Annotated in this window: 16 protein-coding genes; 5 read left to right on the top strand and 11 right to left on the bottom strand. The window is 45.6% G+C overall.

Features of this window, described 5'->3' with window-relative positions:
* The first annotated feature begins 233 nt into the window (after positions 1–233).
* Positions 234–944: a hypothetical protein gene (locus ACFI6L_RS05385; RefSeq protein ID WP_283620132.1), complete on the top strand. Its 711-nt coding sequence runs from the start codon at positions 234–236 to the stop codon at positions 942–944.
* A gap of 25 nt (positions 945–969) precedes the next feature.
* Here the strand turns inward: ACFI6L_RS05385 and ACFI6L_RS05380 are convergent, their stop codons facing one another.
* Positions 970–1,878 (bottom strand): homocysteine S-methyltransferase family protein, encoded by a 909-nt coding sequence (locus tag ACFI6L_RS05380; protein ID WP_278346629.1) that lies wholly within the window; start codon positions 1,876–1,878, stop codon positions 970–972.
* 36 nt (positions 1,879–1,914) lie between these two features.
* Complete coding sequence (locus ACFI6L_RS05375) at positions 1,915–3,087, bottom strand: ROK family transcriptional regulator (protein WP_101566185.1); 1,173 nt, start codon at positions 3,085–3,087, stop codon at positions 1,915–1,917.
* Positions 3,088–3,372: 285 nt separating this feature from the next.
* Between ACFI6L_RS05375 and ACFI6L_RS05370 the strand changes: the two genes are divergently transcribed.
* Complete coding sequence (locus ACFI6L_RS05370; RefSeq protein ID WP_014951072.1) at positions 3,373–4,341, top strand: carbohydrate kinase family protein; 969 nt, start codon at positions 3,373–3,375, stop codon at positions 4,339–4,341.
* A 101-nt stretch (positions 4,342–4,442) separates the two neighbouring features.
* Here ACFI6L_RS05370 and efpL read toward each other — a convergent pair whose 3' ends face one another.
* From efpL to ACFI6L_RS05345, 5 genes are all read right to left on the bottom strand, one after another.
* Positions 4,443–5,018, bottom strand: coding sequence for an elongation factor P-like protein EfpL (gene efpL, locus ACFI6L_RS05365; protein WP_014951071.1), 576 nt, complete (start codon positions 5,016–5,018; stop codon positions 4,443–4,445).
* A gap of 102 nt (positions 5,019–5,120) precedes the next feature.
* The gene (locus ACFI6L_RS05360) at positions 5,121–6,806 is read right to left on the bottom strand and encodes a cisplatin damage response ATP-dependent DNA ligase (protein ID WP_462573562.1); all 1,686 of its coding nucleotides are present in this window, start codon (positions 6,804–6,806) and stop codon (positions 5,121–5,123) included.
* Positions 6,806–7,822 (bottom strand): ligase-associated DNA damage response exonuclease, encoded by a 1,017-nt coding sequence (locus tag ACFI6L_RS05355; protein WP_069945257.1) that lies wholly within the window; start codon positions 7,820–7,822, stop codon positions 6,806–6,808. The genes ACFI6L_RS05360 and ACFI6L_RS05355 overlap by 1 nt, the downstream gene beginning before the upstream one ends.
* A 274-nt stretch (positions 7,823–8,096) precedes the next feature.
* Complete coding sequence (locus tag ACFI6L_RS05350) at positions 8,097–9,038, bottom strand: transporter substrate-binding domain-containing protein (protein WP_232375966.1); 942 nt, start codon at positions 9,036–9,038, stop codon at positions 8,097–8,099.
* 140 nt (positions 9,039–9,178) lie between these two features.
* The gene (locus ACFI6L_RS05345; RefSeq protein WP_061486722.1) at positions 9,179–10,357 is read right to left on the bottom strand and encodes a DUF418 domain-containing protein; all 1,179 of its coding nucleotides are present in this window, start codon (positions 10,355–10,357) and stop codon (positions 9,179–9,181) included.
* 223 nt (positions 10,358–10,580) lie between these two features.
* On the opposite strand from ACFI6L_RS05345, the gene ACFI6L_RS05340 reads away from it, so the two are divergent.
* Together ACFI6L_RS05340 and pdeM are read left to right on the top strand one after the other, a co-directional pair.
* Positions 10,581–13,187, top strand: a complete 2,607-nt coding sequence (locus tag ACFI6L_RS05340) for a ligase-associated DNA damage response DEXH box helicase (RefSeq protein ID WP_282763185.1) — start codon at positions 10,581–10,583, stop codon at positions 13,185–13,187.
* A gap of 185 nt (positions 13,188–13,372) precedes the next feature.
* Positions 13,373–14,077, top strand: a complete 705-nt coding sequence (pdeM, locus tag ACFI6L_RS05335) for a ligase-associated DNA damage response endonuclease PdeM (RefSeq protein WP_069945103.1) — start codon at positions 13,373–13,375, stop codon at positions 14,075–14,077.
* A 115-nt stretch (positions 14,078–14,192) separates the two neighbouring features.
* On the opposite strand, the gene ACFI6L_RS05330 is transcribed toward pdeM, so the two are convergent.
* The 3 genes from ACFI6L_RS05330 to folM all read right to left on the bottom strand — a co-directional run bounded on the left by ACFI6L_RS05330 (position 14,193) and on the right by folM (position 16,993).
* Entirely contained in the window at positions 14,193–15,086 is an 894-nt protein-coding gene (locus tag ACFI6L_RS05330) for a carbon-nitrogen hydrolase (protein ID WP_039229281.1), read from the bottom strand.
* On the bottom strand, positions 15,073–16,137 hold the full coding sequence (locus tag ACFI6L_RS05325) for an agmatine deiminase family protein (RefSeq protein ID WP_462573561.1): 1,065 nt from the start codon (positions 16,135–16,137) through the stop codon (positions 15,073–15,075). Before ACFI6L_RS05325 ends, ACFI6L_RS05330 begins: the two co-directional genes overlap by 14 nt.
* 148 nt (positions 16,138–16,285) lie before the next feature.
* The gene (folM, locus tag ACFI6L_RS05320) at positions 16,286–16,993 is read right to left on the bottom strand and encodes a dihydromonapterin reductase (protein ID WP_049588769.1); all 708 of its coding nucleotides are present in this window, start codon (positions 16,991–16,993) and stop codon (positions 16,286–16,288) included.
* A gap of 161 nt (positions 16,994–17,154) precedes the next feature.
* On the opposite strand from folM, the gene folE reads away from it, so the two are divergent.
* A complete protein-coding gene (folE, locus tag ACFI6L_RS05315; protein ID WP_014951061.1) occupies positions 17,155–17,838 on the top strand; it encodes a GTP cyclohydrolase I FolE in 684 nt (227 codons plus the stop codon).
* Between the two features lie 108 nt (positions 17,839–17,946).
* Here the strand turns inward: folE and ACFI6L_RS05310 are convergent, their stop codons facing one another.
* Entirely contained in the window at positions 17,947–18,189 is a 243-nt protein-coding gene (locus ACFI6L_RS05310) for a hypothetical protein (RefSeq protein WP_462573560.1), read from the bottom strand.
* Positions 18,190–18,468 lie beyond the last annotated feature (279 nt).

Below are 18,468 nucleotides of genomic sequence, written 5' to 3'. Positions count from 1 at the left end.
CTGATAAATGCTGGGACGCCTTGTTCAAGTTCTCATATTGCGCAACAACAATAAATTTCCTTAAGTCTTCAATATCCATAAGTGCATCGCTAAATTGCTTCCAATTGGGAATTAATTGAATCTTAATTGTAGCTTAACTGTATGTGAATTGAATGTCAGTATTGCCACAGTAGCCTTTCAAACATACTTGCCGCCTTATGAAATATCTCTTTCTTACTGCTTTATATATATTCGTGACTTTCATTAATACACCCGCCTCCAGTGCGAATGTCGTCGGCCGCGAGTTAGCGCCAGTTGCCACAACACACGCTAATCACGATAAAGTTGGATCTCACGGAATGGTAGTGTTTTCCGATGGTACTGATCTCTACGCTAGTCATCTGCCGCTATACTACTCGCCACACGATTATCAACTTATCTACAAGATAGACAGTTCATATAAAGCGCTAGTTCTTGAGTCTTTAGATCTGGATCACGCTGGCGCTTTTTCTCAGAGCAGCATGGTTACACTGTTGCCGGCTATTTTTGATTTAAATAAGCTCATTAATGGCGAGCAATTTTCTATTCCTGCGGAATTCTTTAAGGGGCACTTTGAACGAGGCGGTAATCAGTGGCTAAGTGAATCGAAACTGACATTCGTTGAGTTGCTGTTTAAACGTCGAGTGTCAAAACAGTATAAACGGCAACACGCCGATGTAGATGCCCCTAATGATCCGAGCGCTAATTCATGGTCAATCATTGAGCTTGGCGATAGTCAACTGTACGTTCATAGTATTGGTACACGCCCTTCTTATGATGCGTTAATACTCGTAAAAGGATGTAGCGAACCAGCGATAAAACCAACGGAAACGCATGTGCCTAGTGTGGAGCAGCTCAATGCGGCGTTTGCAGTATGCGACTTATACTCACTATTGTATTTCGAAACACAGGACTTTGCGCTGTAAAGCTAGCCACGTCTATTTAGTACTTTTATTGACCAAAAACGTCGCTGATGGCTTTAATATGTTCAGGGCCGATACCACAGCAACCCCCGATGATGGTTGCGCCAGCAGCCACCCAAGTCTTAACGTATTCAACATAGCGGGCGGGGGTTATATCGTCACGTATTTCGGAAAGTAGCGCGTTGGCCGCGTGTGTACGTTTTCTCTCAGAAAAGCTATTTGCATAAGCGCCAATATTAATCGAAGCATTTAAACTTCGCGTTATTGAAATAGCGTCTTCCATCTCTTCCGGCTGCGAGCAATTGAAAAGTACGCTCTGTACTTCGCTCAATAATGACTCTATCTCACTTAGCAGCTCACCTGAGCGCAATGTCACAGGCTCGTTAGATGTTTCTCGATTACTAACGGAGAATGACAGCCATATAGGCAGTGAAGAGTGCTGTTTTATAAGTGACACCACGGCTTTAGCTTCTTCTACCGAACTTGCAGTTTCAATCAACCAAACATCAACATAGGGCTCCTGGGCTTTAATAAGCGGGGTGAGAATGTCGGCTACACGGCTCGCATCAAATAAATCCGGGCGGTAAGAACCAAAAGCTGGAGGAACGCTACCCGCGACAAATCGCCTCTTGTCACCATCGCTCTTTAGTGCGTTTACTGCACCTCGAGCGAGTTCGGCCGCATTCTGAGCGAGAGTAAAAGCCTGCTCCCTAAATATATTTTCCCCAATATGAAAAGGTACAAGCGCATAGGCGTTAGTGGTAATAACGCAGGCACCGGCTTCAAGAAAACGTTTGTGCACATCACTTACTAATTCTGGTGTTTGCATTAGTGCCAGTGCTGACCACTCTGGCTGCTTAAAGGGCGCACCTGTCTTTTTCAGCTCTCGCCCCATGCCGCCATCTAAAATTAAAATGTCATGCATTCCTTCTTTCATGCTGCCCAAAGCCAAACCTTTTGAGATGTGAGATGATTAGTAATAATTTGCCTGAAGGGCTAGGTTTGCACTTCCAATGGATTGCGCTTTTCTGCCTACAAGACCTTCGCTTATGTGTACCTGAGCAAGGCCACGCATATCAAGCGTCTCCATCGCGGTTTGCGTATGCGCGACCAATGCGTTTTTGACATCATCAGGAATTGCGCCATCTATGATTACGCCGTCTAGGTCTAACAAGCTCATTGCACATTGAGTCGCAAAGGCCAATCCTCTGGCGGTTTCGCTTAACCAGTCTTCTATTGAGTGCGTGTCACAAGACCAGTGGGATGGCGATTCATAAATATGCTGACCGTTATGCCCAGCGTCGTTTAGCTTTCTTTCCAGCAAATAAAGTGAAGACTGGGTTATTAGCTGGCTTTGTGTACTGCCATTGTAAAAGGGTAAAGAGCCAATGGCCCCGGCGTTGCCTGTTTTTCCATTAACTAACTGGTTATTGAGTACCAGGCCACCGCCTAAGAATGTGCCAACAAAGATGTAAAGAAAACTATTGTAGTTTTGGGAATTACCGAAAGACATCTCTGCGCTGCACGCTGCTCCAGCATCATTTTTTATAAAAACAGGCAGTGATAATAAATCTTCCAACGCCGCTTGTGGGTTAAACTCTCTCCACTCTTCCAATTCAGTTTTTGGGGCTCCGGCTTCTTCTGCCCAACTCCAAATTTCGAAGGGCATAGCAACGCCTAAACCTCGGATTAGGCGCTGTTGGTCGGTATCCAAATTTTTAATGAGTACATTGAAAGCACGTTTTGCAAAGGTAAGCAGATTGCTTACGGTCGGGTAGGCAAACTTCTCGTGAAGTGTTGCTCTTACATTGCCTTTCAAGTCGAGTAACGTCATATCGAAACTTCGTCGACCTACTTTCAGCCCTATACCAAACGCGCCGTTTTCATTGAGACCAAACGGCACCTTGGGCTGGCCTACTCCGCCTTTGATTGGCTTTAGTCGCCTTACCAGGCCGTCAGCCTCTAGTTTTTTAATGATCACTGTCGCTGATTGTGCAGACAGCCCCGTTAACTGTGCTATTTCAGCTTTAGGCAATGAAGAACGTTGGCGAATTAGGGTAAGGATATCCCGTTCATTCGCTGAGCGGCTATCAAGCAATGTAGGTGCTTTTTGTGATGGCAGGTGAAAGGCCGATTCAGTATTCAATGTATTTACAATCTATCGTTTTAAGAAGCTAGAGTGTAATAACAACCTAGCCGTGTATCAAATTTAAGAAATGGTGTAGGTACTTGTTCAGACATAACTTTATTCGACAGTACTAGGTCAACCCTATCACACCCGTTGATTTTTGCGCAAAAGGTTAAATCAATTAGGTTGATTTAATTGATTCTTTCGACAATACTATGCCCCAATTAATTAACGATTCGTTAACCTTGCGCGAACTGTGCATAGGTAAGCTGCAATTTTTAAATTCTGTTAAGTGAGGCTGGTATGAAGATTTTATGTTTAGGTGAAGTGCTAATTGATATGTTAAGCCAAGGTGCTGCGCCCAAAGATGGCAACATACCAGCAATGAAACCTTTCCAGCCCTACGCGGGTGGTGCACCTGCTAATGTGGCAGTCGCTGTAGCTCAGCTAGGTGGTGAGAGTGCGATGGTCTCGAAAGTAGGTGACGATACTTTTGGCGCGTTTCTTAAAGAAATGCTAGAGCATTACAAAGTAAACACTGACTTCGTGTGGACTACACAAGAAGGTAATACGGCTCTGGCATTTGTAAACTTGGATGCAGACGGCGAACGCTCTTTTGATTTTTATGTTGATAATGCCGCGCATAAACACATTTCAGAGCAAGATTTGTCGACGATAGATTGTGATAAAAATACAGTGCTTCATTTTTGCTCAGGTTCTATTTCAGGCCCTGAACTTATTCCTGGTACCGAGTTTATTCTGAACAAGGCGAAGGAAAACGGCATGATGGTGTGTTTGGATATTAACTATCGCCCAGCGTTTTGGGATGACACAGCGAATGCTCCGTCACGTATAGATGAAGCTGCAAAGAAAGTGTCTGTTTTAAAGGCTAGCCGAGAAGAACTCGCAGAGCTATATGGCGAAGAAAATGCTGATACAAAAGTTCAGCAATGGCTTGATAGCGGCGTTAAAGTTGTATTGGTAACTGATGGTGGTGAGCCTATTCACTATATTACCAAGTCGTTTAGCGGCACGTTAGCGTCACCTAAAATGGATGTAAAAGACACGACGGCAGCGGGTGACTCTTTTATTGGTGGCTTCTTATATTTCCTATCTACAAAAGTGAAAAGTGCTGATGACTTCGACGCATGGGCGGAGAACTTCGAGAATGTAAGCGAAGCTACGGAATTTGCTATCCGCTGTGGTGCTTACACGGTAACGCAGTATGGTGCATTTAGCGCATTGCCAACGCAGGCTAATATCGCTAAATAAGTATCGATTATCTTAAGATAAACAAAAGGGTTCAAAATGAACCCTTTTTTCTTCAATCGCTGCGCACCGGCAAAGGTGGCGTCAGCTGATGTATTGGTTGCTTAGTGCTTATCCGCTCTACTTTGGAACTTGCGTTCCTCGGTGTTTACCTTAATCCACTCGCCAGTGCTGATGTATTCAGGCACCTGTACAACCAGTCCGGTTGAAAGCGTGGCAGGCTTGGTTCGAGACGTAGCAGAGGCGCCTTTAATAGATGGGTCTGTCTCAACAACTTCAAGCTCTACGCTCATTGGCAAATCTAACGCTACTGGCACTTCACTTACGATAACCACCTGAATACCGTCGGTGTCTTCATTAATGAATAGCGCCTCATTTTCAATACTTTCTTTGTTCAAGTGATAAGGCGTGTAGTCTTCCTTATCCATGAAAATGTATTCGTCACCATCAACATAAGAAAACATTGCCGGACGACGAATTAAATCAGCCATATCTAATGTGTCTGAGTCTTTAAATGTTTCGTCGTACTTAGCACCTGTGACGACGTCATACATGCGCATGCGATAAATGCTGCCACCTGCACGACCTTGGGGTACAGAACGTTCTATGTCTCTAACTATGCAGGTCTTACCGTCAAATACCACGGTGTTATTCTTTTTGATTTCACTAGCCTTAGGCATGGCGATTTCCTATTTTTGTTCTCTTCAGGCAATCCGCCCGAGGTCATCTGTAAAACTTCATTTTCAGCGATTTTTTCTTACTTAGGAAGTATTTTTACGTGGTTAGTTTTCGATTAACGCTTTAACGTTGGTTAGCGTGTCAGCTTCGGCGGCGGGTTTATCCCAACGAATACGGTGAATGCGAGGGAAGCGCAGCGCTACCCCCGATTTATGTCTTGAGGAAGGATGAACCGCGTCGAAAGCCACTTCTAACACCAGATCTTTCTTTACCTCCCGCACAGGGCCAAAGCGTCCCACTGCATTGCGCCGTACCCAGTTGTCTAGCTTCTTAAGTTCTTCGTCGGTAAATCCAGAATATGCTTTTCCTATTGGCAGAAGCTGGTCGTCTTCCCATGCACCGAACGTGTAATCGGAATAGAAGCTCGATCGTTTCCCGTGCCCTCGCTGCGCGTACATCATTACCGCATCAACCACCAGCGGGTCGCGCTTCCACTTGAACCATTGCCCTTTGGGACGGCCGGGGATGTACTTGCTATCTAAGCGCTTTATCATCAACCCTTCCACCGCGCGATTTTGACAAACGTGGGCATGAAGTTCACGAAGGCTTTTAGGAGAGCTCGCAGAAAGGGTTTCCGATAAAAACAAGCGCTTGCTTTTGTTATGGTTAAACCATTCGTGGAGCGCCTGGCGACGTTCCTTCAACGTTTTCTCAGTTAAATCTTTGCCATCTAGCACCAAGGCATCGTAGACAATAAGTCCAACAGGTGAAGACGCTTGCAGTGCTTTACTTGGCTTTTTCTTGTTGAGGCGTTGCTGAAGTGCATTGAATGTGTCGACATTCGGCTGTGAAGCCATAGCGTCATAAGCGTCGCCTTTTACGTTATGAATAACCAGTAGTTCGCCGTCTAACACCATATTTCCTTTTACCGTTTCAAGTAGGTCGGGAAAAGAATGGCTAATGTCATCTCCTGTGCGTGAGAAAAGCGCCTTATCCGGCGTCTCTTCATCTATTGTTTGCCCTTTTTTGTTATCGTTCTGGTCTTTTCTTGTGGTGCATTTACTGGCAAAAGGCTCCGATTTAACAGCAAGCTGAACGCGAATACCGTCGTACTTGTTTTCAATTTGCCACGTGTTTTCCGTAAAAGCATCAATATCGCTGTCCTCAATAGGGTGGGAGAGCATCACGGGGTGGAAAGTAACTGCATTTTCAATGTCAGGTTTGTCAGCTTTGCCTTCTAACCAAGCAAGCATGTCGGTGTAGGGTGGTGTAACCGCGTGCCACAGCGTCTCAATTTCTTTGATATCTTTATTGCCATAATCGGCTAATATTTGTTTAATGGAGCGAGCCGACACGCCTATGCGCAATCCGCGGGTGCCAAGTTTCAATAAAGCCCAGCGCTGTGCAGGGGTCATTATCGTCAGGTAGTTGGCTAGCGTTTCCGACACCTTCTGTTTACTCACAGACGCAAAGGTTTCTACGACTTCAGTAAGACTTGGAAGATTATCCGTAGGTTCACTGTAAGGCCATAAATGCGCCACGGTCTCGCTAACCTCTCCCACATAATCGTGGCTCATTGCAAAAAGCGCAGAGTCAGTGTGTTCGGTAATGAGCTTTTTCACAGTGTTACGCTTAAAAAAATCAAATCGCAACGTACCGGCCATAGCGGCTATAGCCCAGCCACGATCAGGGTCAGGTGTGTTGGCAATGTAATCAGCCATGAGTTGCGCTTTGGCTTTGTTTCCCGACGTGTAATAAAGTTGCTCAAGCAAATTACTAAATGCTTTCATTAGTCGCCTCCTTGCTCTTCTTCATCGTAGCCGACAAGCGATAATGCCCTAGCTTTGAACCCCATTTTTTCAGCTTGATACATTAACGCGTCTTCTCTACCGTGGGTCACCCATACTTCTTTGGGATTCACTTCTTCAATGGTTTGTAATAATTCTGGCCAATCGCAGTGATCGGAAATAATAAGCGGTAGTTCGGCATTTCTTTGCTTCGCACGGGCGCGAATTTGCATCCAGCCAGACGCCATAACAGGGCGCACATTGGGTAAGCTTCTCGACCACCTGTCGGCCAATGCCGAGGGGGGCGCTAATACAATCTCACCTGCCAGTGCTTTTTTATCTGCGACGTCGGATACAGGAATTAAAGCGCCTAGACTTATTCCAAGCTGTTCATATAAATCGCATAGCTTTAGCTGCGCACCATGTAAGTAGATGGGCTTTTCGTACCCCGCTTCACGTAGCGCTAAAATAACCCTCTGGCATTTCCCTAGGGCATACGCACCAACAAGGTGGCATCGTTCGGGAAAAACACGTAACGAGTGAAGGAGCTTATCTATTTCGTGCTCTATAGGTGGATGTTTAAATACAGGAAGGCCAAAAGTGGCCTCGGTAATCAATACATCGCAAGGGACAACTTCAAACGGCGGGCAGGTAGGATCGTGGCGACGTTTGTAGTCGCCGGAAACTACAACGCGATAACCTGCATATTCGATAAGAATTTGAGTAGAGCCTAAAATGTGTCCGGCGGGGAAAAAAGTGACCGCAACGTCATTAAATGTCACTGACTTACCTAGCGTTATGGCGTGTTGGTGTGTTGCCATTTCATCGCCGTAGCGGGTTTTCATAATGGCCAGTGTTTCTGCGCTGGCATAGACACTGTGGTGGCCTGCGCGAGCATGATCAGCGTGTCCGTGAGTGACCAGTGCTGTGGCCACTTCATTCATCGGGTCAATATAGAATTCACCCGGCTCGCAATACAGGCCAGTGTCGTCAGCTTTAAGCCATGTTGATGGATGCACTACACATAATTTCCACGAAATAAACAATGCTCTTACTACGTAGTGAGTACCTAAAATCGACCATTTGATATTCGTTCGTTGAGGATTTTTTCGAACTGTAAAGCGCTTAAGCACTTTGTTTGTCGCAGTAGATATGGACTTGGATACAGCTTCGGAAGAGGCACTTTAAAAGTCTCTCACATTACATGTGCGGTTGAATCAATGGAATACTTTCCTTGATGAGAAGTAACACTGATAAGGATGCTGTAGTCTTATAACGTGCTATTCGAGCTACCTATTGTACAACCTCAAGTTGTTGGGCTTCTGATGCTGTTGCCTCGAGCGTCGCTTCGGAGAGGTGTGGATTATTAAGTTTGAGTACGGTTCTCTCTGAAAGCTTCAGCGCTTTTTCAATATCTTTAAAACTAATGTACTTTTCAAATAACGCGGCGAAGCTTCCGTCTTGTCGAGCAATATTTAATCCCCGTTCTATGCGCTGCGCTAATTCAGGTTTCGATTGTGAAACGAAGAAGAACATGTAAGACGGGTAATACAATAAAACTGAAGGCTCTATGATAATGTCTGGGTCGTTTAGTGATTTCGCCTCTACCACCGCCTCATGAGCCGCACGTGGAAAGTAATCAATTCTACCAGCCTTTAAAAGCTCAATGATAATGTCGTAATTACTGGTTCCTAACGTAGTAAATCCGTTGTGCTCTAGAATCTGAAAATCGGGCCAGTCGTGACCTTGACCTGCAATAAATCGCTTTAGGTCAGGCGCGCTACGAACATTGTTAAACTCACGTAGAGTACTTTGGCGGATCAAAGAGACGCGATAGCCCATGATTCCGTTCAATAGAGGAACCCGCACCGGAATGGCTTGCTGTTCACGTAGTTTTGACGTCACTGTCCAAAAAACGTCAATTCCCCCTTCTTGGTTTAGTTGGCGCAGAACGCGTTCTTGCACCAAATTGCCGCTACTCTCTACGAGATATGTTGGTTTAATAGGGTCTTCTGTTTTGCTAAGCGCTAATTTAAGTAATGCAGAGTAATAGGCATGAGAGGCATAGTCGAGCTCACTACTTTCGACTATCTTAACTTCGTAACTGCTAGGGGGGAGCTGTGATGTTTGCGCACTGTCCAACACACTTCCAAAAGCTTGTTGACAGAAAAGGTGCCGAATTATCATCACCGCTACTATTGAAAATAGCCCTACTCGACGTTGATTTTGTATCATGCCTATTTACCTCAATGGCTAAGGAAAAGCCATTGGACCTGCTAACCTTTAACATTGAGTAAAGCTTAGCAGGCCTACTTATTTAGGTTACGTTTACCGTTCAGTATAGACACAATTTTCAAGATGCAAGCGACATGGCCTCAGGTGAGCTGCTCTACTTCATCATGTTTCAATTTTTGCTTTTTGTGAAAACTGCGCAAATACATTTTTCGCCATAGGGCTTCAAAGGGACCTTGGTTGAAGTGCTTAGTAATGGCGTTCGCCAAAATAACTTGTACTGCGGTAAAGGTAATGGTGACCAGAAGCAAATCAAGCAACGTTACGCTGTAAATAAAGTTTGGAAAATAAGCGGGCATGACGATGCGAAATAGCACAGCGAGTGCTATTGATTGGGTTAGGTAGAGCGTGAACGCAACTTTGCCGCAGTTTATAAGCGACTGATACCACCACGTCGAAGTATGTCTTATGTTTATCAATAGGTGAGCGTATACCAAAGCACAGAAAATGGCTGGAATGCTAGTGAACATGGGAATCACATCTAATGTTACCTGTTCGAATAAAAATTGCGGAAGTGCAGTAATGATGGATGTGACGATAGCAACCAATACTAACTTCTTAAATATCAGTGACGAGAAGCCGTGATTGAAAAAGCCTGCCCTATACAAATAAGCGCCAAACATCATAAGCCCCATAGACTGCCACAGCATAGTGAATGGCGCGACAATAACCGTAGACAGCATAAATGACGCTTGAATACCAAGTTGCGTTAAATAGCCGCTTTGCCACAAGGCGACTTCTTCGTTAAATGTTTCACTGGGTCGCGTTGGCAGTTCAGCCCCCATGTCGAACACAAACGCCATGACGAGCCCACCAACTAACATAATTGCGCTTCCCACAATAAGGTAATGAATACTTTTCTTTTTGAGTTCATCTTGAGGGAGCGTGAAGTGTTTTAAAATAAAAAATGCGCACAGGCTGTAATAAAGCAAAATGTCGCCGCTGAAAATAAATACGCCATGCAGTAGCCCAAATACAAACAGCCACTTAAGTCTGGCTTGTGAGAAATCTAAAAAATGGTGTCCGCGCTTTTCGCAGGACTCAAATTGAATTGCCAGACCTGCACCGAACAGCAAGCAGAACAGAGAACGAAATCGTCCATCCAAAAACAGCGTGTTAAAAAGTGAAATAACCGTGTCTGATAATAACGGCTCTTCAAAAAATGCATAGTTAGCGTAACCGTTTTGGTGAAACGTAATGTTCATGAATAAGATGCCAAGAATGGCTAAACCTCTAACGGCGTCTATTGAATGAATTCGCATGTACGGTCCTTGTAAGAAAATCGCTAATTCGTGAAGCATAAGAAGGTCAAAAACTCTGCGCTGAAGTTTACGCTAAGAAAATGCATAAGGTCGAAGTGAAAAATGTATCTAAACATTAAACGCGCTGAGGATGATTACATTGTGCATCTATCGTAAGGCGTGACAAGTAAACCTAACCAAGGTTTTGCCGTATAAGTGCTAAAAGTATTAACAAGAACCATCAATGACTCCACTTCCTTCAGTCTTTGCCCATTGGTTTGAACAAAAAGGCTGGCAACTACGCGATTATCAACACACCATGCTGGTGGAGAAAGACCAGCATGACTGTACATTATTGATTGCGCCAACCGGCGCTGGCAAAACCCTGTCGGGCTTTTTACCTAGCCTAGTCGAACTTGCAGAGACATTTGGTATGAGCGAGCTTGCTGAGGCATTCGGTACGAGTGAACTTGCAGAGATGTCGGAAAACGGGGAGCTTGTTAAGGAGACCGGAACCAGTGAACAAGCCGAAACAAAAGCAATAAACAAACAGGCAACAAAAGGAAAAGAAAAGGATGGGTTCAACGGCCTACATACCCTTTACATATCGCCGCTGAAAGCACTCACGCAAGATATTCATCGTAATTTGTTACAGCCCATTGAAGAGATGGCGCTGCCGATAACGGCAGAAACACGTACTGGCGACACGCCTTCTCATAAGCGCCAGCGTCAACGTAAAAAGCCGCCAAACATACTGCTTACCACACCAGAATCGCTCATGCTGATGTTGAGCTACGCCGATGCCGATAAGCTTTTTGGCAAGCTTAAACGCGTGATCATCGACGAAACGCACAGTTTAATGGCCAACAAGCGCGGAGACTTTCTTTCACTCGCCCTCGCGCGGTTAAGCGTTCTATCACCGCATTGTAAGCGTATTGGCTTATCAGCCACCGTCGCTTTTCCCGAAACGCTAGGTGCGTGGCTGGCTGGCAGTGACGGTGTAGCTAATATTGTAAAAGTGAAAGCGGGTGAAAAACCTAAGGTGGAAATGCTGCACTCTAAAGCGCGCATGCCTTTTGGCGGCTTTATGGCTCGCTACGCCATCGATGATATTTATCAGGCTATTGAAAACGCCAAAACCACGCTGGTTTTTGTGAATACGCGAGCTCAGTCAGAGCTGTTGTTTCAAATGTTGTGGGAGGCAAACAAGGCTGCGCTGCCCATTGCGCTTTATCACGGCAGCTTGAGCAAAGAGCAGCGTCGTAAGACCGAAGCCATGATGGCAAGCGGCATGCTGAGGGCAATTGTATGTACGTCGGCCTTGGAGTTAGGTATCGACTGGGGTGATGTAGACAAGGTCATACAAGTTGGCGCACCTAAAGGTGTAAGCAGGCTGCTGCAAAGGATAGGGCGAGCAAACCACAGGCTCGACGAGCCAAGTGAAGCGTTGCTCGTACCGGCAAACCGTTTTGAAGCGCTGGAATGTCAGGCGGCGATCTCCGCTATTGAAAAAGGGGAGCTAGACGGGGAAAGCCCACAGCCAGGGGCACTGGACATTGTCCCGCAATTTATATTGAACTGCTTGTGTAGTAGGGCTGATAGCCCAGATACCTTGTATAAAGAGATACTTACCGCCACGCCATACCAAGGACTCGATAGAGATGATTTCGACAAACTATGGCAATTTACCCAAGACGGGGGCAGTGCGCTTAATGCGTATGAAAGATATCAGCGGCTGACGAAAAACGACGATGGCACTTACTCGCCAGCGAATCGGCGGGTTATTCAACGGCACAGACAAAATATCGGCACAATCGTTGAAGCGGGTCGGCTTAAAGTAAAGCGTATACGAAGAGGAAATCAGGGCAAGATAATTGGTGAAGTAGAAGAGTATTTCGCTCAGCAGTTAACGCCCGGAGACACCTTCTATTTTGCAGGAGAAGTATTGCGTTTTGAGGCTATTCGCGACATGCAACTACACGCTAAGCCTGCAAAAGCAAAAGAGCCGAAAATACCAAGCTATGCGGGTGGCCAAATGCCGCTATCTACCTATTTGGCGGAAGGGGTACGGGCAATTTTGGCTACTCAGAAATCATGGAGAGCACTGCCTGCACAGGTACAAGAGTGGCTTAAACTTCAACAGGCGTTTTCTCAATTGCCTAGTCCTGACAACGTGCTTGTAGAACAATTTCCGTTTAGACAGGCGCACTATACCTTGTACTACACCTTCGACGGACGCAAAGCGAACCAAACCTTAGGTATGTTGCTAACGCGACGAATGGAAAAAATGGGCATTAAGCCTTTAAGCTTCAGCGTGACCGATTACGGATTATCGGTGGCTTCAGTAAACGCCATCACACAAGGGCAGCTCCAGCAGCTATTCCAACCAGATATTTTAGGGGACGAGTTAGAAGACTGGATGTTGCAGGCACCTATGCTTAAGCGCTCGTTCAGGCAAGTGGCGGTGGTGAGTGGGCTCACTGAACAGCGCTATCACGCCAGCCAAAAAACCATGAAGCAGGTCACGTTCTCCACGGACCTTATTTACGATACGTTGCGTGAACACGACCGCGACCATATCTTACTTAAAGTAGCTCGGGCCGATGCAGAACGTGAGCTACTTGATTTACGGCGACTCGCTAATTTACTTATCCGCTATGTAGATTCAGCGACATTAGTGAATCTTGAAAAGCCGTCGCCCATGGCCATTCCAATAGTGCTGGATGTGCGTAGTGAACAAGTGAAAGGCGCTGGCGCACAGGCTATCATCGAGCAAGCTAATTTATATGCCGAAGCTGAAACCATGTTAGATGAAGTGCGCGCATTGTTATCAGGGGCTAGCGTTGAATAACGTGAAGATAAACACGACCTTTAGGCTTCGCTTTCATATCTTGGCGATGCACTTCACGCCTGATACCTTGCTCAACTAACTAGAGCGGTCAGAATGCGGAGGCTACGAAGCGTAGTCCCGCAAAATTAACGAGCGGTTTCAAACCGATAATAAAAAATCACAAACGAAGAGCAAAAGAGGAAATTTTGGCAATAACTGACGCGTGGCTAACCGAAAAAGTAAGCCAGCGCCACATCACTATCACAAAATATGCAGACTACTTGTGGCTGTTAGACGCGCGCGGTGTGGCGTATTTACCCGCATGCGATTGGCTTGTAGTGTCTGATCTCCACTTAGAAAAAGGCAGTTATTTACGCAGTTATGCGAACCCGTTGCCGAGCTTGGATTCCACCGCTACGTTAACGCGATTAGAGAGCATCATCGATGATTACAAGCCACTGCGAGTAATCAGCTTAGGTGACAGCTTTCACGACAAACACAGCATGTCGCGCATGACCACTGAGGACCGTCAGCACTTATGTAGGCTTGTTGACAATGTGAACGAGTGGATGTGGGTAGAAGGTAATCATGACCCAGATTTACCCGACGGCATACCGGGTACGCCGTGTTTTGAAATAGTGTTAGATAATATGGTATTCAGGCACGAAGTAGAAACGAGTGAAACTCGTGCTCAGGTTATTGGCCATTATCACCCTAAAAAGCGCACAACCATCACCCGCCGCCGATACTCAGGCAAATGCTTTACTAACAACGAAAATGTATTTGTGATGCCAGCCTTTGGTCAGTTCACTGGTGGGCTGGATATAGATGAAGAGGTAATGCTAACGCTTCTGCCTAAACGCTCACGACAGGTATTCATGCTCTACGACAAGATTATATTTAAAGTGTAACCACCAAAATGGGGTCAGAGTACATTTCCACCGCGGCAGAATTAAAAAAGGGGTCAGAGTACATTTTGTGACATAGATTTGTCTTGGAAAATGTACTCTGACCCCATTATTTAGGTTAATCGCGCCAGCGCTTGGTTAGTTCGTCGTAGGCGTCTATGCGGCGGTCGCGGAAGTAAGGCCAAATGCGCTTCACCTGTTCGGTTCGCTCCATATCAAGCTCTACGGTTAGCGTGGTTTCACCTTCAGCTTCGGCTTTGGCCAAAATCTCACCTTGCGGGCCTGCTACAAAGCTTTGTCCCCAGAACTGAATACCTGGATCACCTTCAACAGGTGACGCTTCAAATCCAGTGCGGTTTGCCACGATGACTGGTACTGAGTTTGCCACAGCGTGAGAGCGTTGAATGGTTTCCCATGCACCGTGCTGACGGGTACGCTCTTCTTCTGTGTCAGTTAAATCCCAGCCGATTGCGGTAGGGTAGAACAACAAGTCCGCACCTGCCATCGCCATTAGGCGCGCCGCTTCTGGATACCACTGGTCCCAACACACCAATACGCCAAGTTTACCCACGCTGGTTTCAATAGGCGTGAAGCCCATATCGCCCGGTGTGAAGTAAAACTTCTCGTAAAAGCCTGGGTCATCAGGAATATGCATTTTACGATATTTGCCCGCAATTTCTTTACTGCGGTCGAACACGACTGCGGTGTTGTGATACAAACCTGAACCGCGCTTTTCAAATAAAGATGTCACCAACACGATATTGTGTTTTTCGGCTAGTTCACCAAAAAATTCTGTCGCAGGTCCAGGAATTGGTTCAGCCAAATCAAAGGCGTCAGTATCTTCTTGCTGGCAAAAATACAGGGTGCTGTGTAGTTCTTGAAGCAAAATACACTCGCATCCTTCAGCGGCTAATTTGGCAATTTGTTCGGCACTTTTATTCCAGTTCGTTGCTTTGTCGTTATCGGCAACGGCCTGTTGTACCAGACCCACTTTTAGCTTAGCTGGGCGCATGTAATGACACTCCTTTCTTTAAGGTGGTGATAATCGAATCTTTTAATGTATTTGTGGGAACCTGCATGGAAATGCAATGCAAGCTGCCGTATTGTCTTACGAGTACACTGCAATCGATTGGTTCAACAATATGATTGGGATGTGCTCTTTGTACAGTCTCAATGGCTTCTGCGTCTTCCTCTTCACCGTAAACAGGCAATAATATTGCGTTGTTACAAATCAAGTAATTTGCGTACGATGCCGGCAGGCGATCCCCTTCGTCATTTACAATATTAGGCAGCGGCAGATGAAACTGTTCATGCTCAGGCAGCTCAAGGGCGCACTCGTCGCACAACGCTTTCAACCCTTCAAAGTGACTGTCATTAGGACGGTTGTTACACGCCTGGATCACTAGGCCTTTGTTCGGCGTGAAACGCACTAATGTGTCGATGTGACCGTCAGTATCATCGCCTTCTAAATGACCATGCTGCAAAATAGTAACTTTGCTGCAGCCTAGCATATCTTTAAATGCATCTTCGTAAGCGCTTAGCGACATATCACCATTACGTTCAGGGTTAAGTAAACACTGGGCAGTACTTAATAGGTGTCCGTCTTCATCAATTTCCAGCGCGCCACCTTCAGCCACAATTGGGCTGCTGCGAAGTACAGATTTACACATGCTGGCAAGATAACGCTGATTCGCCAGATTATCTTCAGCGGCGTTAAACTTATTGCCCCAACCGTTAAAGCGAAATTCTACCGGCGAGCCATTGCCTTCACTGTCTTTACAAGTGATGAAGCCGTAGTCGCGCATCCATGTGTCGTTAAATGAGGCCGGAATAATAAGCACTCGAGCGTTCTCTGGTAAACGAGAATTAAGATCGTCTACGTCACTCGGCGCACATAATAAAATCACACCCGCATCGTTGCGGTTTACTGCAGCAATCACGTTCAGATACGTCGCTCTCGCGTCTTCTAACCATGGAGCCCAGTCGGTTTGCGCATGAGGCCACGCTAACATAACAGCATCAATGTTATGCCATTCAGGCGCCATAGTACGGTTGCCGTGCATAGTAAAATTCCAAATAGCTACGAAATAGGGTTCGGATTATAGCTATGCCTCAGCATGAGACCAAGGCAAATGGCGATGAAATTAATTGGCGGTGACGATTACTTTAAGCCATAGGGAAAACTGAAATGACAGAAAAAAGGGGCAGTCTTTATCTTAAATGCCGCCCACCGTTAAGATGAAGGGTTTGCCCTGTCACGTAGTCACTATCAAATAAATAGTTCACGGCTTTCACGGCCTCTTGCGCCCCCGGTACTATCTCTAACAGTGATTTTTCTAACGCTTTTTGCTTATAAGCTTCGTCATCACCCTCATTGAACATAAGCAAAGCTGGGGCAATGCTATTTACTTTTACCTTTGGTGCGAGCTTCTTAGCAAATGATAGGGTCAGGTTGTGCAGGGCTGCCTTACTTGCCGCATAAGCCATGTGTTTCTCGCTGCCTGTTTCTTGAACGTAGTCAGTCATATGAATAATGTCAGATTGAACGTCGCAATCACAAAGAGCCTTTTCAAGTGCCAAGTTTATGCGGTAAGGGGCAACAGCATGGACCAACATCATTCGTTCAATCAAGCTATGCTTGTCATGGTTATCTTTTTCTTGCGCCCAATCTGACGCGTTGTGGATCACCGCTCGATAGGTTTTACTGATTGCCTTAATCTCATCAATTGCTCGATCAATAGCCGCCTCAGTGCTAAAATCCGCCTGTAAGACTGTAGCACCTTTATCCTCAAGCATTGAAATACTTGGACGAAGTGTTCGATAAGTCACGACAACGTGGTGGCCCTGGTCAAGTAAACTATTGGCCATAGCTAAGCCTAAACGTTGACTTGCGCCTGTAATTAACACAGGTGAATTCAAGATGATGTCCTTCTTTCGTAAAAGGTAACGGTTTTATTATTCTGTGCCAAATGCACAGTCGGTAGCAATGACATTAAATAAAAGTCATGTTGCCAAGTAATCGATCTGTAACGAACTCATGCTCGTACAAGATCAAAAAAGAAGTAACTACGGATAAAGTAATGTTAGCAAAAGAAGCGGTAATTGTGCGCGACGCACTAGACCCCTCTATTTCAGAGCCAGCACAACGTGTACGAGAAGCATTAGAAGCCAAAGGTTTAGAAACACCTATGGTGGCTAATGGTCTTACTGACGAGCAAAAGCGCAAACGAATTGAAAGTGCTATGCGTGACGTAATGGACACGCTTGGCCTTGATCTAACTGACGACAGTTTGTGTGATACGCCCACGCGAATCGCTAAAATGTATGTTAATGAAATCTTCGGTGGATTGGACTACCGCAAATTTCCTAAGATTACTGCCATTGAAAACAAGATGCAGATTGACCAGCCTGTACAGGTATCTGATATAAGCCTGACCAGCACCTGCGAACACCACTTTGTTACTATTGATGGCACGGCAACCGTTTCTTATATTCCAAAAGATACAGTAATCGGCCTTTCAAAGATTAACCGTCTTGTGGGTTTCTTTGCTCAACGTCCACAGGTACAAGAGCGTTTAACTCAACAAGTGTTAGTTGCGTTGCAGACGTTGACCAATACTGAAGACGTAGCGGTGAGCATTAACGCCACGCACTATTGCGTTAAGGCGAGAGGGATCCGTGATACTAATTCATATACGAAGACGTCTGCGCTCGGCGGCCGTTTCCTCACTGATAATGAATTGAAACGAGAGTTCTTTCGGTAGTTGATGCTTGTTGAAATTCCTGCTTCGGAACTTTATTCAAGAACTTTAAAAGCCGCTCATGAAGCGGCTTTTTGTTTGCTAACATTTTGCTACGCTTTCCAATGCGCTTTATTTGATAACAAGCTCTGCATCCAGTGAATCGACAATCAAATTGATACGGCCACCAATACCATCGGCCGCCGTTAAACTGAGTACTTTATTGCAGCACCCACAAGATTCATACTGTTCGTGATACATGTCGCGAACTGTTTCTAACTGGAAGTCATTTATTGCGCCGCAATACGGGCACATGTATTCCAAAGCACTATCACTTTGCATCGTTTTATCCGTTACCATGTTAAACATATCCATATGACATAAGTCGAATCCCGCTGTGTAATACTTCTGCGTGAAGCAAGAAACAAACCACACACAACAAGAAGAGTGCTACTTCCGCGTCAATCAGTTTGAGAGCCAGTCAAACACAGGCCAAGCTACCAAAGTTATGCGGAAGCTACGTGAACTATCTATTCACTATAAAAAGTATAGTGGGTATTTATTGGTGTGCCTGTGAAAAAATGACTTATTCGATAAGTCACTGGCAGTAAAGATAATTAATTTGGCGACTAAGCCGCGGATAACTTGCTAACC

The sequence above is a fragment of the Alteromonas sp. G4i35 genome (assembly GCF_054960375.1).
The sequence above is the reverse complement of the archived record's forward strand: the minus strand, read 5'-3'. Positions and strand labels throughout refer to the sequence as shown.